The organism is Arthrobacter sp. NPDC080031, assembly GCF_040702485.1.
Lineage (GTDB): Bacteria > Actinomycetota > Actinomycetes > Actinomycetales > Micrococcaceae > Arthrobacter.
Genome location: NZ_JBFBLA010000004.1, coordinates 154,144 through 178,555 on the forward strand (window position 1 = coordinate 154,144; position 24,412 = coordinate 178,555).

The 24,412-nt window shown below is 61.9% G+C and carries 20 protein-coding genes and 1 tRNA gene; 18 read left to right on the top strand and 3 right to left on the bottom strand.

What is annotated here, in order from left to right; all coding sequences use genetic code 11:
- Window positions 1-53: 53 nt before the first annotated feature.
- From AB0323_RS04960 to rplL, 9 genes are all read left to right on the top strand, one after another.
- Window positions 54-126: transfer RNA gene (locus tag AB0323_RS04960), tRNA-Trp, on the top strand.
- Window positions 127-209: 83 nt separating this feature from the next.
- Window positions 210-491, top strand: a complete 282-nt coding sequence (secE, locus tag AB0323_RS04965) for a preprotein translocase subunit SecE (RefSeq protein WP_059387348.1) — start codon at window positions 210-212, stop codon at window positions 489-491.
- A gap of 114 nt (window positions 492-605) precedes the next feature.
- Entirely contained in the window at window positions 606-1,424 is an 819-nt protein-coding gene (gene nusG, locus AB0323_RS04970; protein ID WP_366176377.1) for a transcription termination/antitermination protein NusG, read from the top strand.
- 129 nt (window positions 1,425-1,553) lie between these two features.
- Window positions 1,554-1,982, top strand: a complete 429-nt coding sequence (gene rplK, locus AB0323_RS04975) for a 50S ribosomal protein L11 (RefSeq protein WP_043483056.1) — start codon at window positions 1,554-1,556, stop codon at window positions 1,980-1,982.
- Window positions 1,983-2,157: 175 nt separating this feature from the next.
- Window positions 2,158-2,865 (top strand): 50S ribosomal protein L1, encoded by a 708-nt coding sequence (gene rplA, locus AB0323_RS04980; RefSeq protein ID WP_028265118.1) that lies wholly within the window; start codon window positions 2,158-2,160, stop codon window positions 2,863-2,865.
- Window positions 2,866-2,975: 110 nt separating this feature from the next.
- On the top strand, window positions 2,976-4,079 hold the full coding sequence (locus tag AB0323_RS04985) for a GNAT family N-acetyltransferase (protein ID WP_366176378.1): 1,104 nt from the start codon (window positions 2,976-2,978) through the stop codon (window positions 4,077-4,079).
- Window positions 4,076-5,209 carry a GNAT family N-acetyltransferase gene (locus AB0323_RS04990; protein ID WP_366176379.1) on the top strand — a complete coding sequence of 378 codons (1,134 nt, stop codon included), beginning with the start codon at window positions 4,076-4,078 and terminating at the stop codon, window positions 5,207-5,209. Before AB0323_RS04985 ends, AB0323_RS04990 begins: the two co-directional genes overlap by 4 nt.
- Before the next feature lie 302 nt (window positions 5,210-5,511).
- A complete protein-coding gene (gene rplJ / locus AB0323_RS04995) occupies window positions 5,512-6,117 on the top strand; it encodes a 50S ribosomal protein L10 (RefSeq protein ID WP_366176380.1) in 606 nt (201 codons plus the stop codon).
- Between the two features lie 75 nt (window positions 6,118-6,192).
- Complete coding sequence (gene rplL, locus AB0323_RS05000) at window positions 6,193-6,570, top strand: 50S ribosomal protein L7/L12 (protein ID WP_364535098.1); 378 nt, start codon at window positions 6,193-6,195, stop codon at window positions 6,568-6,570.
- A gap of 156 nt (window positions 6,571-6,726) precedes the next feature.
- Here the strand turns inward: rplL and AB0323_RS05005 are convergent, their stop codons facing one another.
- Window positions 6,727-7,194 (bottom strand): YbaK/EbsC family protein, encoded by a 468-nt coding sequence (locus AB0323_RS05005; RefSeq protein WP_366176381.1) that lies wholly within the window; start codon window positions 7,192-7,194, stop codon window positions 6,727-6,729.
- 68 nt (window positions 7,195-7,262) lie between these two features.
- Window positions 7,263-8,474, bottom strand: a complete 1,212-nt coding sequence (locus AB0323_RS05010; protein ID WP_366176382.1) for an acetyl-CoA C-acetyltransferase — start codon at window positions 8,472-8,474, stop codon at window positions 7,263-7,265.
- Window positions 8,475-8,882: 408 nt separating this feature from the next.
- Here AB0323_RS05010 and rpoB point away from each other — a divergent pair, with 408 nt between their 5' ends.
- The 7 genes from rpoB (at window position 8,883) to AB0323_RS05045 (ending at window position 21,580) form a co-directional block, all read left to right on the top strand.
- Complete coding sequence (rpoB, locus tag AB0323_RS05015; RefSeq protein ID WP_364535089.1) at window positions 8,883-12,389, top strand: DNA-directed RNA polymerase subunit beta; 3,507 nt, start codon at window positions 8,883-8,885, stop codon at window positions 12,387-12,389.
- Between the two features lie 103 nt (window positions 12,390-12,492).
- Window positions 12,493-16,392: a DNA-directed RNA polymerase subunit beta' gene (locus AB0323_RS05020; RefSeq protein WP_364535086.1), complete on the top strand. Its 3,900-nt coding sequence runs from the start codon at window positions 12,493-12,495 to the stop codon at window positions 16,390-16,392.
- A gap of 405 nt (window positions 16,393-16,797) precedes the next feature.
- Window positions 16,798-17,172: a 30S ribosomal protein S12 gene (rpsL, locus tag AB0323_RS05025; protein WP_009358312.1), complete on the top strand. Its 375-nt coding sequence runs from the start codon at window positions 16,798-16,800 to the stop codon at window positions 17,170-17,172.
- Window position 17,173: 1 nt separating this feature from the next.
- Window positions 17,174-17,644 carry a 30S ribosomal protein S7 gene (rpsG, locus tag AB0323_RS05030; RefSeq protein ID WP_059387355.1) on the top strand — a complete coding sequence of 157 codons (471 nt, stop codon included), beginning with the start codon at window positions 17,174-17,176 and terminating at the stop codon, window positions 17,642-17,644.
- Between the two features lie 69 nt (window positions 17,645-17,713).
- On the top strand, window positions 17,714-19,828 hold the full coding sequence (fusA, locus tag AB0323_RS05035) for an elongation factor G (RefSeq protein ID WP_236812282.1): 2,115 nt from the start codon (window positions 17,714-17,716) through the stop codon (window positions 19,826-19,828).
- 235 nt (window positions 19,829-20,063) lie between these two features.
- Window positions 20,064-21,254: an elongation factor Tu gene (gene tuf / locus AB0323_RS05040; protein WP_364535082.1), complete on the top strand. Its 1,191-nt coding sequence runs from the start codon at window positions 20,064-20,066 to the stop codon at window positions 21,252-21,254.
- Between the two features lie 200 nt (window positions 21,255-21,454).
- A complete protein-coding gene (locus tag AB0323_RS05045; RefSeq protein WP_364535079.1) occupies window positions 21,455-21,580 on the top strand; it encodes a hypothetical protein in 126 nt (41 codons plus the stop codon).
- Between the two features lie 36 nt (window positions 21,581-21,616).
- Here the strand turns inward: AB0323_RS05045 and AB0323_RS05050 are convergent, their stop codons facing one another.
- Window positions 21,617-23,044, bottom strand: coding sequence for a GH1 family beta-glucosidase (locus tag AB0323_RS05050; protein WP_366176383.1), 1,428 nt, complete (start codon window positions 23,042-23,044; stop codon window positions 21,617-21,619).
- 389 nt (window positions 23,045-23,433) lie between these two features.
- Here AB0323_RS05050 and rpsJ point away from each other — a divergent pair, with 389 nt between their 5' ends.
- A complete protein-coding gene (rpsJ, locus tag AB0323_RS05055) occupies window positions 23,434-23,742 on the top strand; it encodes a 30S ribosomal protein S10 (protein WP_003803825.1) in 309 nt (102 codons plus the stop codon).
- Between the two features lie 18 nt (window positions 23,743-23,760).
- Entirely contained in the window at window positions 23,761-24,411 is a 651-nt protein-coding gene (gene rplC / locus AB0323_RS05060) for a 50S ribosomal protein L3 (RefSeq protein ID WP_306863871.1), read from the top strand.
- Window position 24,412 lies beyond the last annotated feature (1 nt).

A 24,412-nucleotide genomic window follows, 5' to 3' on the forward strand; every position in this document is an offset into this window, starting at 1 on the left:
TCAGGGGTTTCCTTGGCTTTGGTGGAGTGTGGCCAAATATGGATTCGTTCCATAGGGTAGTGGCGCAATTGGTAGCGCAGCGGTCTCCAAAACCGCAGGTTGCAGGTTCGAGTCCTGTCTGCCCTGCGCAAGCTGTTCCGGGGGTCCTCTTCGGAACAAGCGCAGCAACCATGACTCTGATCAGAGTCGGGTCAACGACGTTTGCATAGATGAGTGAGGATCAGGTGACCGAAACAGCTGCGAGCAGCTCGAAGGGCCGCCCTGCCAAGAAGTCCGATTCCGGCCTCTTCGCTCGAATTGCGCTTTTTGTCCGCCAGGTAATTGGCGAACTCAAGAAGGTAGTTGCCCCCACCCGTAAGGAACTGGTCAACTACACAGTCGTGGTGCTGGTGTTCGTGGCCATCATGATGCTTGTCGTCACCATCCTGGACCTGGCTTTCGGTACGGGAATCAAATGGGTTTTCGGCGCTACTGGCACCACGAACCACTAAGCGGATCGCTCCGCAAACCGCGTGGAATCCCCGGAAAACCAAGGGATTTCGCAGGGTTTGCGGAATTGAGCCATTTAAATAGGCATGTTAGGCAATGAGGAAGCAGGAGACCAAGTGTCTGAGCAGGAGCTCGAGGTAACTGAGACTGAGCTGGATGGGCCCGCTGAAAGCACGGCTGACGCCGTGGAAGGATCCGAGGTCGATTCTGCTGCGCCCGAAACTGCCGACGTTGACGACATCGACGCCGACGAGTCCGACGCCGATGAGTCCGACGACGCTCAGGACGAGTCTGCCGACGACGCCCTGGCCGCCGCTGCAGCTGTAGCGCCCGCCGACCCCGCTGAGGAGTTCAAGGCCAAGCTTCGCCGCCAGGAGGGTGACTGGTACGTCATCCACTCCTACGCCGGCTACGAAAACCGCGTCAAGGCCAACCTTGAGACCCGCATCCAGACCCTGGACATGGAAGATTACATCTTCGAGATCCAGGTGCCCATGGAGGAAGTCGTTGAGATCAAGAACGCCCAGCGCAAGATCATCAACCGTGTACGCATTCCGGGTTACGTCCTCGTCCGGATGGACCTGACGGACGCATCCTGGGGCGCCGTCCGGCACACCCCCGGTGTCACAGGCTTCGTGGGCAACGCTCACAACCCGGTCCCGCTTCGCCTTGACGAGGTCTTTTCCATGCTGGCTCCGGTCTTCGAAGAGCAGCAGGCCGAAAAGGGCAAGCCGGTCAACAAGCAGCACCAGACGCCCGTCGACATTGACTTCGAGGTCGGAGAGTCCGTCATCGTCAAGGAAGGTCCGTTCGAGACCCTTCCCGCCACGATCTCCGAGATCAAGATGGATTCCCAGACGCTTGTGGTCCTGGTGTCGATCTTCGAACGCGAAACCCCGGTTACGCTCGCATTCAACCAGGTCACCAAGATCTAGTTGATCCAGGAATTTCGCCCCGCGGTTGCCCGCTTAGCAGCCACGGAGCGGTCGGTCGCCTTGCCATGGCGGCCACAAACCTGAGGCACGCTCCTGTGCCCTAGGAAGTTATTGAGAGAAGGACCTACATTGGCTCCCAAGAAGAAGGTCACCGGCCTCATCAAGCTGCAGATCCAGGCAGGTGCCGCCAACCCGGCCCCGCCGATCGGTCCTGCGCTTGGCCAGCACGGTGTCAACATCATGGAATTCTGCAAGGCGTACAACGCTGCAACGGAAGCCCAGCGCGGAAACGTTATCCCGGTTGAAATCACGGTCTACGAAGACCGTTCCTTCACCTTCATCACCAAGACCCCGCCGGCCGCAGAGCTCATCAAGAAGGCTGCCGGAGTTGCCAAGGGTTCGGCCACGCCGCACACCGTCAAGGTTGCCAAGCTGACCCAGGCGCAGGTTAACGAGATCGCCAGCACCAAGATGGAAGACCTCAACGCCACCAGCCTTGAGGGTGCTGCCAAGATCATCGCCGGCACCGCACGCTCCATGGGCATCACTGTCGAATAGTCGAGGAATGAACGGACGGTGAGGGCTGAGGAACGAAGCACTCGCCGGAAGTGAATCCGCCGGGAAACCGGCACCATTGAATCATTGAAAATGTTGGAGATCCACGCCGGATTTCCAACTGTGGCAGGGCCCAGCGCGGTCCGCAGACCACAACTGCACAAGGAGAATAAGCAGCATGGCAAAGCGCAGCAAAGCATATGAGGCAGCCGCAGCCAAGATCGAGGCAGACAAGTTCTACGCCCCGTTCGAGGCCATCAAGCTCGCCAAGGACACCAACCCGTCCAAGTTCGACGCCACCGTTGAGGTCGCTTTCCGTTTGGGCGTTGACCCGCGTAAGGCCGACCAGATGGTCCGCGGCACCGTCAACCTGCCCCACGGCACGGGTAAGACTGCCCGCGTCCTGGTTTTCGCAACGGGCGACAAGGCTGAAGCAGCAATCGCTGCAGGCGCCGACTTCGTTGGTTCCGATGACCTGATCGAAAAGATCGCAGCCGGCTGGACCGACTTCGACGCAGCAGTGGCAACCCCTGACCTCATGGGCAAGGTTGGCCGCCTCGGTAAGGTCCTCGGCCCGCGTAACCTTATGCCGAACCCGAAGACCGGTACCGTAACCGCAGACGTCACCAAGGCTGTCAACGACATCAAGGGTGGCAAGATCGACTTCCGCGTCGACAAGCACTCGAACCTGCACTTCATCATCGGCAAGGTTTCCTTCGACGAACTGAAGCTGGCCGAGAACTACGCAGCCGCTCTGGAAGAGGTGCTTCGCCTGAAGCCGTCCGCTTCCAAGGGCCGCTACATCCAGAAGGCCACCGTCGCAACGACGTTCGGCCCGGGCATCTCGGTTGACCCGAACGTCACCAAGGTCCTCACCGAGGCGTAAGCCACCGGGAGCATCGACTCCGAAAGGACCGTCCGGCAATGCCGGGCGGTCCTTTCGTCGTATGCAACCGGCACCTATCGCGGGTGGCGGCCGCTGATTAGGCTGAGGGCATGACAGGCCGGCTTCCGGATTTCAGCATCCATGAGCTCCACCTGCCGGAGTCCCTGGACGGGCCGGACGGCAGGGATTTCCGGGAGCTCACTTCCGTGCTGGACACCATGGTGTTGGAAACATGGGGAAGCCTGGACCGGGCATCGTCGGCGCGGTCCCGGCTTGCCGGATGGCGCGATACCCCGTACGAGGCCTCGAGGAACTTCTTCGCCCGGGTCGACGGAAGAATCGTCGGGCACGCTTCCTGCCAGGTTCCGCTCAAGGACAACGTCCATACCGCTTGGCTCCAGGTTGATGTTCTGGAGGGGCACCGCCGGCAAGGAATCGGGACCGCATTGCTCCGCACCGTCCAGGGGGTTGCGATGGCTCAGGGGAGGCACGTCCTGCAGGCGCACACCGAACACCCGATCGGCGCCGCAGGAGCAGGAGCAGGAGCAGGATCCTTGGATCCGGCGAGGGCACCCCGGGGAGTACCCGACGATGGTCCGGGAGTAGCCTTTTGCCTCAAGAACGGATACGCCCTGGAACAGGCCAGCAGGTTCAGCAGCCTGGACATGGACCATGACGCGGAGTGGGCAAGGCTGGAGCTTGCGGCGCGTTCCAAAGCCGAGGCCGCTTATAAGGTCCTTGCGTGGACGAACCGTTGCCCCGGCGAATACGTGGACCACATGGCCGGGCTGATGGGCCGGATGAGCACGGATACCCCGGCGGGAGGCCTTGAGATCGAGGCAGAGGCCTGGGACGCTGCCCGCGTCAGGCAACTCGAGGACACCACGCTTGCCGAAGGCCAGACTTCCCTTGTGGCCGCCGCCCAGCATCGGTCGACGGGGGATCTCGTGGCCTACACCGTGATCTACCTTGATCCTTCGAAGCCTTGGGTGGCCGAGCAGGACGATACTCTGGTGGCGAAGCCGCACCGTGGCCACGGACTGGGAATGCTCGTGAAGCTGGCCAATCTGCGCAGGCTGCAAACGGAATGTCCGGAGGTCCGGCGCGTCGTGACTTTTAACGCCGAGGAAAACGAACATATGCTTTCCATCAACGTACAGCTCGGCTTCAAAGCGGCGGGATACGACGGCGAATGGCAAAAGAGGATCAAATGACGAGCACGGTGGAGATCGGCCAACTCTGGATCCCGGATTCCCTTGACGCCGAGGACGCAAAGGACTTCCTGGCCGCCGTCGAAGTCAGTCGCAGGGTCCGGATGCAGATCTGGGGCACGGACGATCTCGCCTACACACCGTTGGAGAAACTGCTCGAGCTCGGCGATCCTTACGAACGCCAGGTCATTCTCGTGGCCCGCGTTGACGGCCGCATTGTCGGTACTGTGGACATCGCACTGCCCCTTGCCGACAACATGGACCTGGCCGAGTTCACCCTCGACATCCTTCCTGAGTTCCAGCGCAGGGGCGTCGGCCGGCAGCTCCTGGAAGCTGCCGAGCACTTCGCCAGAAGCGAGGGCCGGACGATGATCATGGTGGACACCAACCACCCGGCGGAGTCCTTGCGCGGTGGTGCCGAGGGCCAGCTCGTGCCTGGCAGCGGCCTGGGGTTTGTTCCCCTGGCCAGCCGCGAGGTCGATTTTGCCCGTCGCACCGGCTACACCCTCCAGCACATAGAACAGTTCAGTTCCTGTGCGCTTCCGCTGGATTCAAAACTCGTCGCTGAGCTTGAAGCCGAAGCGGAAGCCGCGAACGCCGGCCGCTATCGGCTCCACCACTGGACCGACCGTTGCCCGCAACAGTGGCTCGAAGCTGTGGCCGCGCTGGAGAACGCGGCCGGGGAGGTGGTGTCCGAGGGCAGTGGGACCGCGGAAGCGGAGCAGCAGCAGTTGGTGTTCGACGCCGGCGTGTTGCGCCAGGCGGAAGACGCCGCCGTCGCGCAGGGGCGCCGAACGGTGGTAACCGCCGTCGAGCACGTCGCCAGCGGGCGGATCGTCGGGCTCACCACGATCAGCGTCCTGGCGCAACGCCAGGATGTCGTCTTCCAGGACGACACGATCGTCCTGCAGGAGCACCGGGGAAACAAACTCGGGCTCCTCATCAAGGTCGCCAATATGCAACGCCTCAGCGAACAGTTTCCCGATGCCCGGGTGATCTACACCTGGAATGCCCCGGAAAACCGGTACCTGCTGACCGTGAACAAGCAACTGGGGTTCACCACTGCCGGGGTCACCGGTCTGTGGCAGAAGGAACTGCCGGACATGGGCCCGAGGGTCACCTCCTCCGAGTGAAGCGGCGCGATTTGGCGATGCACTTGCCCGTCCCGTAAGCTTGAACTACCAAAGACCGTCGGTTGATGGGAATCCACTCCTCCGGGCGCAGCTCAACTCTGCAGCCACGCGCGGAAGAACCAAGTGGATTCCTTGACGAAGGACCCTGACAAAGGGCGGCCGGCGCAGGTGAACGAAGCAAATCTCCACGATCATTGGATCGTGTTGAGCCAAGCCCCGTGCATCTGCGCGGGGCGTTTTTTAGTTGCAGCTCTTTTGAGCGGGGACCCGGAAAACCGGCTTTATTCCCCGGAAGGAGGGTTATGGCAACGCCTAGCAAGATCTCCGCAGTAGCTGAGATCACCAACGATTTCAAGGAATCGAACGCCGCTGTCCTGACCGAATACCGCGGGCTCTCTGTTGCACAGCTCAAGCAGCTGCGTGTTTCTCTCGGCCTGGACACCAAGTTCTCGGTCGTCAAGAACACCCTGACCGCCATTGCAGCCAAGGAAGCTGGTGTCGAAGCATTCGACGGTCAGCTCGCCGGCCCCACTGCAATTGCATTCATCAAGGGTGACGCGGTTGCTGCCGCCAAGAGCCTGACGGACTTTGCCAAGGTCAACAAGCAGCTGGTCATCAAGACCGGCTACTTCGAAGGCAAGGCACTGAACGCAGCAGAGGTTGCCGCATTGGCAGCCCTCGAGTCCCGTGAGCTGCAGCTCGCCAAGGTTGCAGGCGTCCTCAAGGCACCTGCTGCCGCTGCTGCACGCATCATTGACGCTCTGCGCCTCAAGCTTGAAGAAGAGGGCGGCGCTGTAGCACCGGCCGCTGAAGAAGCACCGGCTGCCGAAGAGGCTCCCGCCGAGGCTGCTGCAGAAGAGGCTGCCGCTCCGGCGGAAGCCGCTGACGCAGCAACCGAAGAGAACTAAGTTCTCCCCATTCAAACTGCGGTGCAGTAACGGACGACGTCCGTGGCAGCACCACCTAAAGGAAGGACGCCAAACATGGCGAAGCTCAGCAACGAAGAGCTCATTGAAGCTTTCAAGGAACTGACCATCATCGAGCTCTCCGAGTTCGTCAAGCTCTTCGAAGAGACCTTCGAAGTTACTGCTGCTGCTGTTGCAGTTGCGGGCCCGGCTGGCGCCGGCGCTGGCGAAGAAGTTGAAGAGAAGACCGAATTTGATGTCATCCTCGAAGCTGCCGGTGAAAAGAAGATCGCAGTGATCAAGGAAGTTCGCGCCATCACCTCCCTCGGCCTCAAGGAAGCCAAGGACCTGGTTGACGGTGCACCGAAGGCTGTTCTCGAAGGCGCCACCAAGGAAGCCGCTGACAAGGCCAAGGAGCAGCTCGAAGCTGCCGGCGCCACGGTTACTGTCAAGTAACTCGCGTTTTCAGGTAATTCGCTTTACACAGGAAGCCCTGTCCGGATCCGTCCGGGCGGGGCTTCCTGCATTTAAGGGCAACGCGGGGTCACTTACGGCCCATTGGGTGGCGCTGGATGGGCCGTAAGTGACCCCGCGTTGCATTTATTGGAAGGCTCAGATGGGGTCGCTAATGTCGGCTACTACGGCCTGCAGCGCGTCCGCCAGCTCATCGGCCTTCACGAAGGCGCTGAATCCGTGTTCGCCTGCGCCCATGGAGATCCTGCGTCCGGCGATGCTGGCATCGGCATAGACCGGCCAGGGGTTCGAACTTCCCAGCGGCGTGATGGTGCCGCGCTCATAGCCGGTTGCCTCGAAAGCGATGTCGGCGGAGGGCATGGACAGCTTGTTGACGCCCAGAAGGGCACGCAGCTTGGGCCATGAGATCTGCCGGTCACCCGGAATCAACGCAAACAGGAACGTGCCATCCCGGTGCTTGACCACAAGGGACTTCACGATGTCGGCCGGTGTGATCCCCATGATGCGGGCCGCTTCGTCAAGGCTGCTTGCCGCCGCCCGCTCCACGAGTTGGACGTCGAGTCCGCGCGCTGCCGCGTCGGCGAGGAATCGCTCAGTGCCCCGCATTCATGCTCCATTTCCGTTATGGCTGCTCCCGCTGCCGAATACGCCGAATACCCGAATACGCCGAATACCTAGTCGCGGTAGAGAAGCAGCGCTTCGCCCTGGCCGCCGCCACCACAGAGGGCGACCGCCGCTTTGCCCTTGCCGCGGCGCTTCAGCTCGTGGGCCGCGTGGAGGGCAAGCCGGGCTCCCGAAGCGCCGATCGGGTGTCCAATCGCAATCGCCCCGCCGTGGACATTGCACTTCTCCAAGGGATAGTCCAGGTCCTTCAAGGACTGCACCGCAACCGAGCCGAAGGCTTCGTTGATCTCGATGAAGTCCAGATCGGCCGTCGTCCACCCCGCGCGGTCCAGCGCGTGCCGTATCGCGTTGGAAGGCTGCGAATGCAGGCTGTTGTCGGGTCCCGCTACCTGGCCGGGCTTGCCGACGACGGCAAGGTAGTCTAGGCCGTTTTCCTCGGCGAAGCGGCGGCTCGTGAGAACGAGGGCGGAGGCGCCGTCGGACAGGGGAGAGGAGTTGCCGGCGGTGATGGTCCCGTCGGTGGCAAAGGCGCCCTTCAGCGGGGCCAGGGTCTCAAGCGTTGTCTGGGGGCGGACGCCTTCGTCGCTTGTCAGCAGCAGGGGTTCTCCCTTGCGCTGTTTGACGCTGATGGGCGTGATCTCGCCGTCGAACACTCCTTGCGCGGCGGCCGCGGCCGCGCGCTGGTGCGAAGCGGCGGCCACTTCGTCCTGGGACCGGCGGTCGATGCCCAGGGAGAGGTTCTTGATCTCGGTGGACAGGCCCATTGACTGGCCATCGAACGCATCGGTGAGGCCGTCATGGGCCGCGACGTCGAGGGCCTGGATCGCCCCATAGCTCCACCCTTGCCTCGAACCGGGCAGCAAGTGGGGAGCGCGGCTCATCGATTCCTGGCCGCCGGCAACCACGACGACGGCGTCTCCGCTGCGGATCATCCGCGCGGCATCGATCACGGCAGTCAGCCCGGAGAGGCAGACCTTGTTGATGGTGACGGCCGGGATGTTCCAGCCGATTCCGGCGGCGATGGCGCTTTGCCGGGCCGGATTCTGGCCGGCGCCCGCCTGCAGGACCTGTCCCATAATCACTGCGTCCACTTTGTCCGCGGTGAGTCCGCTCGCGGCAATGGCGCCCGAAATGGCGTGGCCACCGAGCTCGACGGCGGTGAGCCCGGCCAGTTGCCCGTTCAACCGTCCCTGTGGGGTACGGCTGGCGGAAAGGATGACAACGTCGTTGTTGTTGTCCGCTGTGTCTGAGGGGGTGCTCATTGTCTCTCTTCCGATCAAGGGTGGTGAGCCTAGGTTACCGTGGCGTACATCACCTCTCCATTCAACAATGGAGCGTGGATCAACATTCCGCCCACGGCGGTATGGGGCCGGGTCCCATAGGTGCCTGCGGCAACTGTGCTTGCATTCGGGCCGGATGTGGGGTAGACAGGTTGGTTGATTTGCCGTATCGTGGATATTTGCGTCTTCCCTGTTAACCTTCAGCCTTCATATAGCGGTGGGCTTTACCTCTCAGCTGCGCCATCGACGTGCCGTTAGAACGAGCATGGTCTTGGTCGGCCGGGGTCCCGGGTCATATAGCGGAACCGGAAAGGTACACTGCGGATTCAATCTGCAGGGTGCAAGCGGGGGAGATCTGAAAACGCCTGAAGGTCTGTGGAAGGATCCCTCTTGGTCGCCTCGAGCACCTCTAATAACGAAACCGCTAATACGGCAAGCACCGATGGTGCCACTCGCCGGCTCTCATTCGCAAAGATTCACGAACCGCTGGACGTTCCGAATCTGCTCGCATTGCAGACAGACAGCTTTGACTGGCTGGTCGGAAACGAACGCTGGCAGTCGCGTGTAGCGAAGGCCGTCGAGGAAGGCGACCTGAGCGTCGCCACCACCTCTGGACTTGCTGACATCTTCGAAGAGATCTCCCCCATCGAGGACTTCCAGGGCACTATGTCCCTGAGCTTCTCCGAGCCGGAGTTCGCTGATCCGAAGTACACCATGGCCGAATGCAAAGACCGTGACGCCACTTACTCGGCACCGCTGTATGTCAAGGCCGAGTTCATGAACAACAACACGGGTGAAATCAAGCAGCAGACCGTGTTCATGGGCGATTTCCCTCTCATGACCGAGAAGGGAACGTTCGTCGTCAACGGCACCGAGCGTGTCGTCGTCTCCCAGCTGGTCCGTTCGCCGGGCGCCTACTTTGAGCGCACCGCTGACAAGACCAGCGACAAGGACATCTTCACTGCAAAGATCATCCCGTCCCGCGGTGCATGGTTCGAGCTCGAAATCGACAAGCGCGACCAGGTCGGCGTACGCCTCGACCGCAAGCGCAAGCAGTCGGTCACCGTTCTGCTGAAGGCCCTTGGTTGGACCGAAGGCCAGATCCTCGAAGAGTTCGGCCAGTACGACTCCATGCGCGCAACGCTGGAGAAGGACGCCACCGAAACCCGCGAAGACGCCCTGCTGGACATCTACCGCAAGCTGCGTCCGGGCGAGCCGCCCACCGTCGAGGCTGCCCAGTCCCTGCTGGACAACCTGTACTTCAACGCCAAGCGCTACGATCTGGCCAAGGTTGGCCGTTACAAGATCAACCGCAAGCTCGGCATCGACCGCTCCCTTGGCGACAAGGAAGCTTCGGTTCTGCACGTTGAAGACATCGTGGCCATGATCAAGTTCCTCGTCGCGCTTCACGCCGGCGAGAAGACCCTCATGGGCAAGCGCGATGGCGAAGACCACGAGCTCCGCGTCGAGATCGATGACATCGACCACTTCGGCAACCGTCGCATCCGCGCCGTCGGCGAACTGATCGAAAACCAGGTCCGCACCGGCCTGTCCCGCATGGAACGCGTCGTCCGCGAACGCATGACCACGCAGGACGTCGAAGCGATCACGCCGCAGACCCTGATCAACATCCGCCCCGTTGTGGCAGCCATCAAGGAGTTCTTCGGAACGTCCCAGCTGTCGCAGTTCATGGACCAGAACAACCCGTTGTCGGGTCTGACCCACAAGCGCCGCCTGTCGGCCCTTGGCCCGGGTGGTCTGTCCCGTGACCGCGCAGGCATGGAAGTCCGAGACGTCCACCCGTCCCACTACGGACGTATGTGCCCCATCGAAACTCCTGAAGGCCCGAACATCGGCCTGATCGGTTCGCTGGCTTCCTACGGCCGCATCAATCCGTTCGGTTTCATCGAGACTCCGTACCGCCTGGTGTCCGAGGGTGTCGTTTCCGATGAGGTCCAGTACCTCACCGCCGACGACGAAGCCGAAGTCCTGATCGCACAGGCCAACGCACCGCTGGACGCCGACAAGAAGTTCGCGGAAGAAACCGTGCTTGTCCGTGCCCGTGGTGGTGGAGGCGAGCCCGTCCTGGTTCCGGCTGCCGACGTTCAGTTCATGGACGTTTCCCCGCGCCAGATGGTGTCCGTAGCTACCGCCCTGATTCCGTTCCTCGAGCATGACGATGCAAACCGCGCACTCATGGGTGCCAACATGCAGCGCCAGGCCGTGCCGCTGGTGCGTTCCGAGGCCCCGTTCGTGGGCACCGGCATGGAGCGCGCTGCAGCTGTCGACGCCGGTGACGTTGTCATCGCGAAGAAGGCCGGTGTCGTCAACGAAGTTTCCGCTGACCTCGTCACCATGCTCAACGACGATGGCACGGAAACCAGCTACCGCATCAACAAGTTCGCCCGTTCCAACCAGGGCAACTGCTACAACCACCGTGTCCTGGTCAACGAAGGCCAGCGCCTCGAAGTCGGCGGCATCATCGCTGACGGCCCGGCAACGGACCAGGGTGAACTCGCCCTCGGCAAGAACCTCCTCGTGGCATTCATGTCCTGGGAAGGCCACAACTTCGAGGACGCCATCATCCTGTCGCAGCGCATCGTCGCTGAGGACGTTCTTTCCTCCATCCACATCGAGGAGCACGAGATCGATGCCCGCGACACCAAGCTTGGTGCCGAGGAAATCACCCGTGACATCCCCAACGTGTCCGAGGAAGTCCTCGCAGGACTGGACGAGCGCGGCATCATCCACATCGGTGCCGAGGTTGAAGCCGGCGACATCCTGGTCGGAAAGGTCACCCCGAAGGGTGAAACCGAACTGACTCCGGAAGAGCGCCTCCTCCGTGCGATCTTCGGCGAGAAGTCCCGCGAAGTGCGTGACACCTCCCTGAAGGTTCCCCACGGTGAGTCCGGCACGGTTATCGGCGTGCGCGTCTTCGACCGCGACAACGACGACGAGCTGCCCCCGGGCGTCAACCAGCTGGTCCGCGTCTACGTCGCTGCCAAGCGCAAGATCACCGACGGCGACAAGCTCGCCGGCCGCCACGGTAACAAGGGCGTCATCTCCAAGATCCTGCCCGTGGAAGACATGCCGTTCCTTGCCGACGGTACGCCGGTGGACATCGTCCTGAACCCGCTGGGTGTTCCGGGCCGCATGAACGTCGGCCAGGTGCTTGAAACGCACCTGGGTTGGGTTGCCAAGACCGGTTGGAAGATCGAAGGCGAGCCGGAGTGGGTCAAGAACCTCCCGAACCTGCCTCGTGAAACCGGCCAGACCACCGTCGCCACCCCGGTGTTCGACGGTGCGCGCGAAGAGGAAATCACAGGTCTGCTGGATTCCACCAACGTGACCCGCGACGGTGACCGCCTGATCGACTCCTCCGGTAAGACCCGTCTGTTCGACGGCCGCTCCGGCGAGCCGTTCCCGGACCCGATCTCCGTGGGCTACATGTACATCCTGAAGCTCCACCACCTGGTGGACGACAAGATCCACGCACGCTCCACCGGTCCGTACTCCATGATCACGCAGCAGCCGCTGGGTGGTAAGGCGCAGTTCGGTGGCCAGCGCTTCGGTGAAATGGAAGTGTGGGCGCTCGAAGCATACGGCGCTGCCTACACCCTCCAGGAACTGCTGACGATCAAGTCGGATGACATCCACGGCCGCGTGAAGGTCTATGAAGCCATCGTCAAGGGCGAGAACATCCCCGAGCCTGGCGTTCCGGAATCCTTCAAGGTCTTGATCAAGGAAATGCAGTCGCTGTGCCTGAACGTGGAAGTTCTTTCCACGGACGGTACGACGATCGAAATGCGTGACTCTGATGACGCAGTCTTTACGGCTGCGGAAGAACTGGGCATTGATCTGTCTCGCGCAGAGCCCAGCTCCGTAGAAGAGGTCTAAACAGCCGCTCTGGCTGGCGGTGCAGACCGCCAGCCAAGGCAGCTGCCTCTTTCCGTAAACCCAAGACTTCAGAATTTAGAGAACAAGAGAGAACAGGGACCATATGTCCAGCGAATCCTCCTTCGGCCTCATGCAGATCGGCCTCGCCACCGCGGAAGACATCCGCGGCTGGTCTTACGGTGAGGTCAAGAAGCCGGAAACCATCAACTACCGCACGCTCAAGCCCGAGAAGGACGGCCTCTTCTGCGAGAAGATCTTCGGCCCGTCCCGGGACTGGGAATGCTACTGCGGCAAGTACAAGCGCGTGCGCTTCAAGGGCATCATCTGCGAGCGTTGTGGCGTTGAAGTCACCCGCGCCAAGGTGCGCCGCGAGCGCATGGGCCACATTGAGCTGGCCGCTCCCGTCACGCACATCTGGTACTTCAAGGGTGTTCCCTCCCGCTTGGGCTACCTCCTTGACCTGGCACCGAAGGACCTTGAAAAGGTCATCTACTTCGCTGCCTACATGATCACCAGCGTCGACACCGAGAGCCGTCACGCGGAACTGCCGAACCTCCAGGTGGAGCACGACCTTGAGAAGAAGCAGCTCGTCGACAACCGCGACAGCGACATCGCCACGATCGCCCGCGACCTTGAGGACGAGCTTGCCCGCCTCGAAGGTGAAGGCGCCAAGGCTGCAGACAAGAAGAAGGCCCGCGACTCCGCGGACCGTCAGATGGCCAATGTCCGCAAGCGCGCGGATGCTGAGATCGAGCGCCTCGAGCAGGTCTGGGACCGCTTCAAGAACCTCAAGGTCGCCGACCTTGAAGGTGACGAAGGCCTGTACCGCGAACTGCGCGACCGCTATGGCATGTACTTCGAAGGCTCCATGGGTGCCGAAGCCATCAAGAAGCGTCTTGAGAACTTCGACATGCAGGCAGAGTCGGAGTCCCTGCGCGACACCATCCAGAACGGCAAGGGCCAGCGCAAGACCCGTGCCCTCAAGCGCCTGAAGGTTGTCAACGCATTCCTGACCACCAACAACAGCCCGCTTGGCATGGTGTTGGACGCCGTCCCCGTGATCCCGCCGGAACTGCGCCCGATGGTCCAGCTGGACGGTGGCCGCTTCGCGACCTCCGACCTCAACGACCTCTACCGCCGTGTGATCAACCGCAACAACCGACTCAAGCGACTGCTTGACCTCGGTGCTCCGGAGATCATCGTCAACAACGAGAAGCGCATGCTTCAGGAAGCTGTTGACAGCCTCTTCGACAACGGCCGCCGCGGCCGTCCGGTCACGGGTCCGGGCAACCGTCCGCTGAAGTCCCTGAGCGACATGCTCAAGGGCAAGCAGGGCCGTTTCCGCCAGAACCTGCTCGGCAAGCGCGTCGACTACTCGGGCCGTTCGGTCATCGTCGTCGGCCCGCAGCTGAAGCTGCACCAGTGTGGCCTGCCCAAGCAGATGGCCCTGGAGCTCTTCAAGCCGTTCGTGATGAAGCGACTGGTTGACCTCAACCACGCGCAGAACATCAAGTCGGCCAAGCGCATGGTCGAGCGTTACCGCCCGCAGGTCTGGGACGTGCTGGAAGAGATCATCACCGAACACCCGGTGCTGCTCAACCGTGCACCTACCCTGCACCGCCTCGGCATCCAGGCATTCGAGCCGCAGCTTGTTGAAGGCAAGGCCATCCAGCTTCACCCGCTGGTTTGCGGCGCCTTCAACGCCGACTTCGACGGCGACCAGATGGCAGTCCACCTGCCGCTGAGCCCCGAAGCGCAGGCTGAAGCCCGCATCCTGATGCTGTCTTCCAACAACATCTTGAAGCCGTCTGATGGCCGTCCGGTGACCCTGCCTTCGCAGGATATGATCATCGGTCTGTACCACCTGACCACCAAGCGCGTTGGTTCCGCAGGCGAAGGCCGGATCTTCTCCTCGGTCGCGGAAGCCATCATGGCCTACGATGCCCGCGAGCTGCACCTGAACTCCCAGGTCAAGATCCGCCTTGAGGGCTTTGTCCCTTACGCCGGCTGGGAAGCTCCGGAAGGCTGGGAGCCCGGTCAGACCGCACTGGTCCAGACCTCCCTCGGCCAGGTTCTCTTCAACGAGACCCTGCCGGAGGACTACCCGTGGGTCGAGGCTGTTGCCGACAAGGGCGAGCTGTCCCGGATCGTCAACGACCTCGCAGAGCGCTACCCGAAGGTTGTCACGGCTGCAACGCTGGACAACCTGAAGGACGCCGGTTTCTACTGGGCAACCCGCTCGGGCGTCACCGTGGCAATCTCCGACATCGAGGTGCCCACCTCCAAGCCGGCCATCCTGGCCGGTTACGAGACGATGGCTGCCAAGATCCAGGGCCAGTACGACAAGGGCCTGATCGACGACGACGAGCGTCGCCAGGAACTGATCGAGATCTGGAACAAGGCCACCAACGAAATCGCCCAGGCGATGCGTGACAGCCTGTCCCCGATGAACACCATCAACCGCATGGTGTCCTCCGGTGCACGTGGTAACTGGATGCAGGTCCGCCAGATCGCGGGTATCCGTGGTCTTGTGGCCAACCCGAAGGGTGAGATCATCCCGCGTCCGATCAAGTCCTCGTACCGCGAGGGCCTGTCGGTGCTGGAATACTTCATCGCCACGCACGGTGCCCGTAAGGGTCTGGCCGACACCGCGCTGCGTACCGCCAACTCGGGTTACCTGACCCGTCGCCTGGTGGACGTTTCGCAGGACGTCATCGTCCGTGAAGAGGACTGTGGCACCGAGCGTGGTCTCATGACCGCAATCGCGGTGCCGGACTCCAACGGTGAGCTGGTCCTTGACGAGAACGTCGAGAACAGCGCCTACGCACGTACCCTCGCCGTCGACGTCGTCGACTCCAAGGGCGCGGTGCTGGCGGCTGCCGGCACCGACTGCGGCGACGTCGTCATTGCCGAGCTGCTCGCAGCCGGCATCACCGAGGTCAAGGTCCGTTCCGTGCTCACGTGTGAGTCCAAGGTCGGTACCTGTGCACTCTGCTACGGCCGTTCGCTGGCCACCGGCAAGACCGTGGACATCGGAGAGGCCGTCGGCATCATCGCCGCTCAGTCCATCGGTGAACCCGGTACCCAGCTGACCATGCGTACGTTCCACACCGGTGGTGCTGTTTCGGCCAGCGGTGGCGACGACATCACCCAGGGTCTGCCCCGTATCCAGGAGCTCTTCGAAGCCCGTACTCCGAAGGGTGTTGCACCGATTGCTGAAGCAGCCGGCCGCATCGCCATCGAAGAGTCCGAGCGCCAGATGCGCCTCATCATCACCCCGGACGACGGTTCCGAGGAGATCGCCTACCCGGTGCTGCGCCGTTCCCGCCTCCTCATCGAGGATGGCGAGCACGTCAGCGTCGGCCAGAAGCTGATCAACGGTCCTGTGGACCCGAAGCAGGTTCTGCGCATCATGGGTCCGCGTGCCGCCCAGAAGTTCCTGGTGGACGAGGTCCAGGGCGTTTACCGCAGCCAGGGCATTGGCATCCACGACAAGCACGTGGAAGTCATCGTCCGTCAGATGCTGCGCCGCGTGACCGTCATCGAATCCGGCGACTCCGAGCTGCTTCCGGGCGAGCTCGCTGAGCGCAGCCGCTTCGAGGACGAGAACCGTCGCGTGGTGTCCGAAGGCCGTACCCCGGCTTCCGGTCGTCCGGAACTCATGGGTATCACGAAGGCATCCCTGGCAACCGAGTCCTGGCTGTCGGCCGCTTCCTTCCAGGAGACCACCCGCGTTCTGACGCAGGCGGCCATGGAAGGCAAGAGCGACCCGCTGCTTGGCCTCAAGGAGAATGTCATCATCGGTAAGCTCATCCCGGCCGGTACGGGCCTGCCCCGTTACACCGAGGTCACCGTGGAGCCGACTGAAGAAGCAAAGGCAAGCCTGTTCACGGGCCCCAGCGCCTTCACCGACTTCTCGTACGACGCCCTGGGCGGCGATGGAGCTCCCGAGTTCCATGCCATCCCGCTGGATGACTACGATCTCGGCAACGACTTCCGCTGACCCGGAGTCCGGAACGCAATGGAAGGACCCCGCACTCCGTGAGTGCGGGGTTCTTCCCGTTTGACGGACCTCGCGCGCCGTTAGGCGCACGACGACGGCGGGCGGCACGCGCCGTCGTCGTGCGCCATACACCCGATTAAGGCCTCAGATCAAGCCATGCTAGAATTTTGGTAATTGTTCTGTGTGGCAGTGGATGAAGGCCGCCGCAGCATCATTTCGGTTTTGTTCTCATGATGCTTGGGTGGAGCCTGTTTCCGGGTTGCGGGCTACGTGCGCAACGAATGCCGCACTTTTGCACGCCCATCGGGTCTTCGGACCAGGGCCGCATGGACAACGCCAAAGCTCTCACGCAACACAGGCCCTCGCCTGGCGCGGAGCAGAGATCAACCAACGGAGAACACGAAAGTGCCTACGATTAACCAGCTGGTCCGCAAGGGCCGCACGCCTAAGGTCTCCAAGACCAAGGCTCCCGCGCTTAAGGGCAGCCCGATGCGCCGCGGTGTTTGCACCCGCGTTTACACGACCACCCCGAAGAAGCCGAACTCGGCTCTCCGTAAGGTTGCACGTGTGCGCCTCAACGGTGGCGTTGAAGTTACCGCCTACATCCCCGGTGTTGGCCACAACCTCCAGGAGCACTCCATCGTGCTGGTCCGTGGTGGTCGTGTGAAGGACCTTCCGGGTGTCCGTTACAAGATCGTCCGTGGTGCCCTCGATACCCAGGGTGTCAAGAACCGCAAGCAGGCCCGCAGCCGCTACGGCGCAAAGATGGAGAAGAAGTAATATGCCTCGCAAGGGTCCGGCCCCGAAGCGGCCGCTAGTTTCCGATCCCGTATACGGTTCCCCGTTGGTCACCCAGCTGATCAACAAGGTTCTGATCGACGGCAAGAAGTCCACCGCAGAGCGCATCGTTTACGGCGCACTCGAAGGTGCACGCGCCAAGTCCGGTGGCGACCCCGTCGCCGCCCTCAAGAAGGCCATGGACAACGTCAAGCCTTCCCTCGAGGTCCGCTCCCGCCGTGTCGGTGGCGCAACCTACCAGGTTCCCGTTGAGGTCAAGCCGGGCCGCTCCACCGCCCTCGCTCTCCGCTGGCTGGTCGGCTACTCCAAGGCTCGCCGCGAGAAGACGATGACCGAGCGCCTCCAGAACGAAATCCTGGATGCGTCCAACGGTCTCGGTGCCGCTGTGAAGCGTCGCGAAGACACCCACAAGATGGCCGAGTCGAACAAGGCCTTCGCACACTACCGCTGGTAAAACTTCCCGTACGCCGCCGGCTCCGACGAGCCGGCGGCGAACGTGTAGTCCATCCGAAAGGGAGACACCGTGGCACAGGACGTGCTTACCGACCTTAGCAAGGTCCGCAACATCGGCATCATGGCCCACATCGATGCCGGCAAGACCACCACCACCGAGCGCATCCTGTTCTACACGGGTGTGAACCACAAGATCGGCGAAACGCACGACGGCGCTTCGACGACCGACTGGATGGAACAGGAAAAGGAACGCGGCATCACCATCACGTCTGCCGCCGTGACCTGCTTCTGGGACAAGAACCAGATCAACATCATTGACACCCCGGGCCACGTGGACTTCACGGTTGAGGTCGAGCGCTCGCTGCGCGTCCTCGACGGTGCCGTTGCCGTCTTCGATGGCAAGGAAGGCGTCGAGCCGCAGTCCGAGACTGTTTGGCGCCAGGCCGACAAGTACAACGTGCCGCGTATCTGCTTCGTCAACAAGATGGACAAGCTCGGCGCTGACTTCTACTTCACCGTAGACACCATCATCAGCCGCCTCGGTGCCAAGCCGCTGGTTCTCCAGCTGCCGATCGGTGCAGAGAACGACTTCATCGGCGTCGTGGATCTCCTTGAGATGCGCGCCCTGGTGTGGCCGGGCGATGCCAAGGGTGACGTCACCATGGGTGCCAAGTACGAGGTCCAGGAGATCCCCGCCGATCTCCAGGCCAAGGCTGAGGAATACCGTGCACAGCTCGTTGAGACTGTTGCCGAGGCTTCCGAAGAACTCATGGAGAAGTACCTCGAAGGTGAAGAACTCACTGTCGAGGAGCTCAAGGCCGGCATCCGCAAGATGACCATCAACTCCGAGCTCTACCCGGTTCTCTGTGGTTCTGCCTTCAAGAACCGCGGCGTACAGCCGATGCTGGATGCTGTCGTTGACTTCCTGCCGAACCCGCTCGACGTCCCGCCCATGGTCGGTCACGACCCGCGCGACGAAGAGAAGGAGCTCACCCGCAAGCCTTCTGCCGAAGAGCCGTTCTCGGCCCTGGCGTTCAAGATTGCCGCGCACCCGTTCTTCGGCCAGCTCACCTTCATTCGCGTGTACTCCGGTCACGTAGAAGCAGGTGCCCAGGTGGTCAACTCCACCAAGGGCAAGAAGGAGCGCATCGGCAAGCTGTTCCAGATGCACGCCAACAAGGAAATGCCTGTTGAAGGCGCTACTGCGGGCCACATCTACGCAGCAATCGGTCTGAAGGACACGACGACGGGCGACACCCTGTGCGACGCGAACAACCAGATCGTGCTCGAGTCCATGAGCTTCCCGGAGCCCGTGATCTCGGTTGCCATCGAGCCGAACACCAAGGGTGACCAGGAGAAGCTCTCCACGGCCATCCAGAAGCTCTCCGCTGAGGACCCGACCTTCCAGGTCTCCCTCAACGAGGACACCGGTCAGACCATCATCGCTGGCATGGGCGAGCTCCACCTGGACATCCTGGTGGACCGCATGCGCCGCGAATTCAAGGTCGAGGCAAACGTCGGCAAGCCGCAGGTTGCTTACCGCGAGACCATCAAGCGCGCTGTAGAGCGTCACGACTACACGCACAAGAAGCAGACCGGTGGTTCGGGTCAGTTCGCTAAGATCCAGATCGCCATCGAGCCGATGGACACCGCCGACGGCGAGCTCTACGCGTTCGAGAACAAGGTCACCGGTGGCCGCGTGCCCCGCGAGTACATCCCGTCCGTTGACGCGGGTATCCAGGATGCACTCAACGACGGCGTTCTGGCCGGCTACCCGGTTGTCGGCATCAAGGCCACGCTGATTGACGGCGCGTACCACGATGTTGACTCCTCGGAAATGGCGTTCAAGATCGCCGGCCGTATGGCTTTCAAGGAAGCCGCACGCAAGGCGAACCCGGTTCTGCTCGAACCGCTGATGGATGTTGAGGTCCGCACCCCTGAGGAATACATGGGTGAAGTAATTGGTGACCTGAACTCCCGCCGTGGCCAGATGCAGTCCATGGAAGATGCCGCTGGCGTCAAGGTGATCCGTGCGCACGTTCCGCTGTCCGGCATGTTCGGCTACATCGGTGACCTGCGTTCGAAGACCCAGGGCCGTGCTGTGTACTCCATGACGTTCAACAGCTACGCCGAGGTCCCGAAGGCAGTTGCCGACGAGATCATCCAGAAGAACCGCGGCGAGTAATCACCGACGGATAAACCAGGATGCTGGCCCGTTCCGGGAAAGCATTCAGTGCAGGCGCCGGGCTGTGGCCCAGGCCGCAGTCCGGTCCCTGCACGAACAGACTCCAGGCACCAGCATTGGTCCCTGAATCTGCAATTTCACCAAATCCAAAGCCCCCAAGTAGACTTGCTGGAGTTTCTGCCGCGAAAAGCGCGGCCGAGGAGCAACTCACTTGAAATCGTTCTAGGAGGAACCTGTGGCAAAGGCAAAGTTCGAGCGGACTAAGCCGCACGTCAACATCGGCACCATTGGTCACGTTGACCACGGTAAGACGACGCTGACTGCCGCCATTTCCAAGGTGCTGTACGACAAGTACCCCACTCTCAACGAGCAGCGCGACTTCGCGTCGATTGACTCTGCTCCGGAAGAGCGCCAGCGTGGTATCACCATCAACATCTCCCACGTTGAGTACCAGACCGAGAAGCGCCACTACGCACACGTAGACGCTCCGGGTCACGCTGACTACATCAAGAACATGATCACCGGTGCTGCCCAGATGGACGGTGCGATCCTCGTGGTTGCCGCCACTGACGGCCCGATGGCTCAGACCCGCGAGCACGTTCTGCTCGCCCGCCAGGTTGGCGTTCCCTACCTGCTGGTCGCGCTGAACAAGTCCGACATGGTCGAGGACGAAGAGCTTCTCGACCTCGTTGAAATGGAAGTTCGCGAGCTGCTCAGCGCTCAGGGCTTCGATGGCGACGACGCTCCGGTTGTGCGTGTTTCCGGCCTCAAGGCACTCGAAGGCGACCCGGTTTGGGTCAAGTCCGTCGAGGACCTCATGGAAGCTGTCGACAACTCGGTTCCGGACCCCGTTCGTGACCGCGACAAGCCGTTCCTGATGCCGATCGAAGACGTCTTCACGATCACCGGTCGTGGCACCGTTGTTACGGGTCGCGCCGAGCGCGGTACCCTCGCGATCAACTCTGAAGTTGAAATCGTTGGTATCCGTCCGGTCCAGAAGACCACCGTTACCGGTATCGAGATGTTCCACAAGCAGCTCGACGAAGCATGGGCCGGCGAGAACTGTGGCCTCCTGCTCCGCGGTCTGAAGCGCGACGACGTCGAGCGTGGCCAGGTTGTCGTCAAGCCGGGTTCCATCACCCCGCACACCGACTTCGAGGCCAACGTCTACATCCTTTCCAAGGACGAAGGCGGACGTCACAACCCGTTCTACTCGAACTACCGCCCGCAGTTCTACTTCCGTACCACGGACGTAACCGGCGTTATCACCCTGCCGGAAGGCACGGAAATGGTTATGCCTGGCGACAACACTGAGATGACCGTTGAGCTCATCCAGCCGATCGCTATGGAAGAGGGCCTCGGCTTCGCAATCCGTGAAGGTGGCCGCACCGTTGGTTCGGGACGTGTCACCAAGATCCTCAAGTAGTTCCTACTTGTAGATCGGTGAAGGACCGGGCGCCTGGCGCCCGGTAGCAAACCAAAGAAGAACCCCGTCACTATCGTGGCGGGGTTCTTCTTTGCTGCCCAAGGTGCCGTCTCGGACTCAAGCGCCCAGCCGGGGGTGCACGCCTGCACTGCCGGATGCGGAGCACGCCCTGATAGCGTTGCCTCAAAGGAGGATGCTGAATGGGAACGCTGATTTTCCTGGTCCTGGTGGTTGTGGTGGTAGCTGGCGTGATGTGGGGAAGGAAATACTTCCGCCGCGAGATCGAGCGGGCGAAGCGCATCAAACGTGCGAACAGGAAAGACTGATTTAGCACGATCGGTCCACAAAAGGGGGACTCCGAATCAGCTCCGGCGCGCCTTGCTCAAGGACTGGTACCAGTAGTAGGAGTCCTTGGGGGTTCTTTCCAGCGTGTCGAAATCAACGTGCACCAGCCCGAATCGCTGTGAATATCCGGCAGCCCATTCGAAGTTGTCCAGGAGCGTCCAGACGTAGTAGCCCAGAAGTTCGACGTCGTGGGCGATCCCGCCAGGCGCCGTGGCCCTCAAGGCCTGGCCAAGGTGCGAAGCAAGGTAACTGATGCGGTCGGCGTCGTGCACTGGACCCCGGGTGTGGTCCGGCTCCGGGAAACTGGCGCCGCTCTCCGTGATGAAGAGGGGAGGCAGCGCTGGCCCGTACCGGTCTTTGAGTTCCCGCAGCAGGATTCCGAGGTGCTCGGGAGCCACAGGCCAACCAAATCCTGTTGTTTCGTATTCCGGGAAGGCCGCCAGGTGGAACGGCAGCTTGGCCATCATCTCCGGGTTGCTGACAGGGGTGTCCCCGTCGCCGCGGCCCGAGGCTACCTTGACGGGGTAGTAGTAGTTCAAGCCGTAGAAATCCAACGGCTGGTGGATGGTCTTCAGATCCTCGTCCCGGACCTTGCCCAAAGCCCGGAACCAGGGCCTCACCTGCAGTGGAGGCTTCGGGTACCGCCCCAGGAGGATGGGATCGGCATAGACCCGGTTGAAGATGAGGTCGAAGGCCTTGGCCATGAGGACGTCGGCCAAGCGTTTAGTTGCGGGCATGACCGGCGAATGGACATTGGCTACGCCAATAGTTCCCGCCACCCCGGCAGCGCGCAGGGCCTGGACGGCCAGGCCGTGCCCCAACAACTGGTGGTGGGCAGCCGGCAACGCATCGAAAAGCAGCCGCCTGCCGGGAGCGTGGACACCGAGCGCATATCCTTGCAACGCGACCGAAACGGGTTCGTTGAGGGTGACCCATTGCGCAACGCGGTCACCGAAGCGGTGTGCGGCCGCAGCGGAGTATTCGGCGAACCGTTCCGCCGTCGCCCTGTTCAGCCAGCCGCCGTCGTGCTCCAAGGGCAGGGGAGTGTCCCAATGGAACAAGGTCACCATGGGGGAGACCCCGGCCTTGAGGAGCTTGTCGATCAGACGGTCGTAGAAGTCCAGGCCCTGTTGGTTGATGGGTCCCTTGCCGCCGGGCTGGATCCGTGGCCAGGAGAGGGAGAACCGGTAGGAATCCACGCCCAGCTCATGGATGAGGGCAATGTCCTCATCCGTCCGGTTGTAGTGGTCGCACGCGACCGCGGGGGAGTGCCCGTCGACGATCGCTCCCGGTTTCTCGGCAAATGCATCCCAGCTTGATGGTCCGCGTCCATCCGCCGTAAGCGAGCCCTCGATCTGAAAGGCGGCCGCGGCGACCCCCAGGGTGAAGTCCGGCCTGATGCGGTTTGCAAGATCCCCCACAGTGGCAGTATCTTGGACGGTCATGCCCCCATCATCCCGAGCGCGGGAGCCGATGGCAATGGTCGGACGAGGTCCGATTGGCGTATGCCGGAGAATTCCGGCATACTAGGTGAGTTGTTCAAGCGCTTCTTCGCGTCCCGATCCGGATAATGCCGGGTGCCAGGGTCCAAGCTGAAGCCCAAACATAACCCAGATCCCCAAAGGAATGCGGACGTGCGTGCGTGGAAATCGCGACACGCCCGACCGCGGGGGTCGGTTACACCGGCAAGTTGAGGAACCCGGATCCCTCCGGATTCAGCTTGTGCGGCGGGTGGTAGTACTACTTCAAATGCTTCGGCAGCCACATGCAACACGTAAGTGAACAGGGCAGCCTTTAATCGAGGGCCGCACAGACTGAAAGAGAGTCAGGCGACATGGCGGGACAAAAAATCCGCATCCGGCTGAAGTCATATGACCACGAGGTCATTGATGTTTCAGCGCGGAAGATCGTTGAGACGGTCACGCGCGCAGGCGCAACGGTAGTAGGCCCCGTGCCGCTGCCGACGGAGAAGAACGTGTACTGCGTTATCCGCTCTCCCCACAAGTACAAGGACAGCCGTGAGCACTTTGAAATGCGTACTCACAAGCGTCTGATCGACATCATCGACCCCACGCCGAAGGCTGTTGACTCGCTTATGCGTCTCGACCTGCCGGCCGACGTGAACATCGAAATCAAGCTGTAGGGAGGTGCTGAGAAAACTATGACCGCAACCCGTAACGTAAAGGGCCTGCTGGGCACGAAGCTCGGCATGACCCAGGTCTGGGACGAGAACAACAAGCTCATCCCGGTAACTGTCGTCCAGGCTGACTCCAACGTCATCACCCAGCTGCGCAATGCAGAGACTGATGGCTATGTCGCCGTTCAGATCGGCTACGGCCAGATCGATCCCCGCAAGGTCACCAAGCCGCTGGCTGGTCACTTTGAAAAGGCTGGCGTAACTCCTCGCCGCCACGTCGTCGAACTGCGCACTGCAGACGCCGCGTCTTACGAACTGGGCCAGGAGCTTTCTGTTGAGCTCTTCGAAGCCGGCCAGAAGATCGACGTCGTCGGCACCAGCAAGGGTAAGGGCTTCGCCGGTGTGATGAAGCGCCACGGCTTCCACGGCGTTGGAGCCTCCCACGGTGCGCACAAGAACCACCGCAAGCCCGGTTCCATCGGTGGCGCATCCACCCCGAGCCGCGTCTTCAAGGGTCTGAAAATGGCCGGCCGCATGGGCGCAGTACGTCACACCACGCTGAACCTTACGGTTCACGCTGTTGACGCCGAGAAGTCGCTGCTCCTTATCAAGGGTGCCGTCCCCGGTGCCCGCGGCCAGGTCGTCCTCGTACGCACCGCCGTGAAGGGAGCCTAGT

Coding starts and splice junctions, on each gene's coding strand:
- secE (WP_059387348.1), top strand. CDS start 210: ATGAGTGAGGATCAGGTGACCGAAACAGCTGCGAGCAGCTCGAAGGGC.
- rplA (WP_028265118.1), top strand. CDS start 2,158: ATGGCAAAGCGCAGCAAAGCATATGAGGCAGCCGCAGCCAAGATCGAG.
- AB0323_RS04985 (WP_366176378.1), top strand. CDS start 2,976: ATGACAGGCCGGCTTCCGGATTTCAGCATCCATGAGCTCCACCTGCCG.
- AB0323_RS04990 (WP_366176379.1), top strand. CDS start 4,076: ATGACGAGCACGGTGGAGATCGGCCAACTCTGGATCCCGGATTCCCTT.
- rplJ (WP_366176380.1), top strand. CDS start 5,512: ATGGCAACGCCTAGCAAGATCTCCGCAGTAGCTGAGATCACCAACGAT.
- rplL (WP_364535098.1), top strand. CDS start 6,193: ATGGCGAAGCTCAGCAACGAAGAGCTCATTGAAGCTTTCAAGGAACTG.
- AB0323_RS05005 (WP_366176381.1), bottom strand. CDS start 7,194: ATGCGGGGCACTGAGCGATTCCTCGCCGACGCGGCAGCGCGCGGACTC.
- AB0323_RS05010 (WP_366176382.1), bottom strand. CDS start 8,474: ATGAGCACCCCCTCAGACACAGCGGACAACAACAACGACGTTGTCATC.
- AB0323_RS05020 (WP_364535086.1), top strand. CDS start 12,493: ATGTCCAGCGAATCCTCCTTCGGCCTCATGCAGATCGGCCTCGCCACC.
- rpsG (WP_059387355.1), top strand. CDS start 17,174: ATGCCTCGCAAGGGTCCGGCCCCGAAGCGGCCGCTAGTTTCCGATCCC.
- AB0323_RS05045 (WP_364535079.1), top strand. CDS start 21,455: ATGGGAACGCTGATTTTCCTGGTCCTGGTGGTTGTGGTGGTAGCTGGC.
- AB0323_RS05050 (WP_366176383.1), bottom strand. CDS start 23,044: ATGACCGTCCAAGATACTGCCACTGTGGGGGATCTTGCAAACCGCATC.
- rpsJ (WP_003803825.1), top strand. CDS start 23,434: ATGGCGGGACAAAAAATCCGCATCCGGCTGAAGTCATATGACCACGAG.
- rplC (WP_306863871.1), top strand. CDS start 23,761: ATGACCGCAACCCGTAACGTAAAGGGCCTGCTGGGCACGAAGCTCGGC.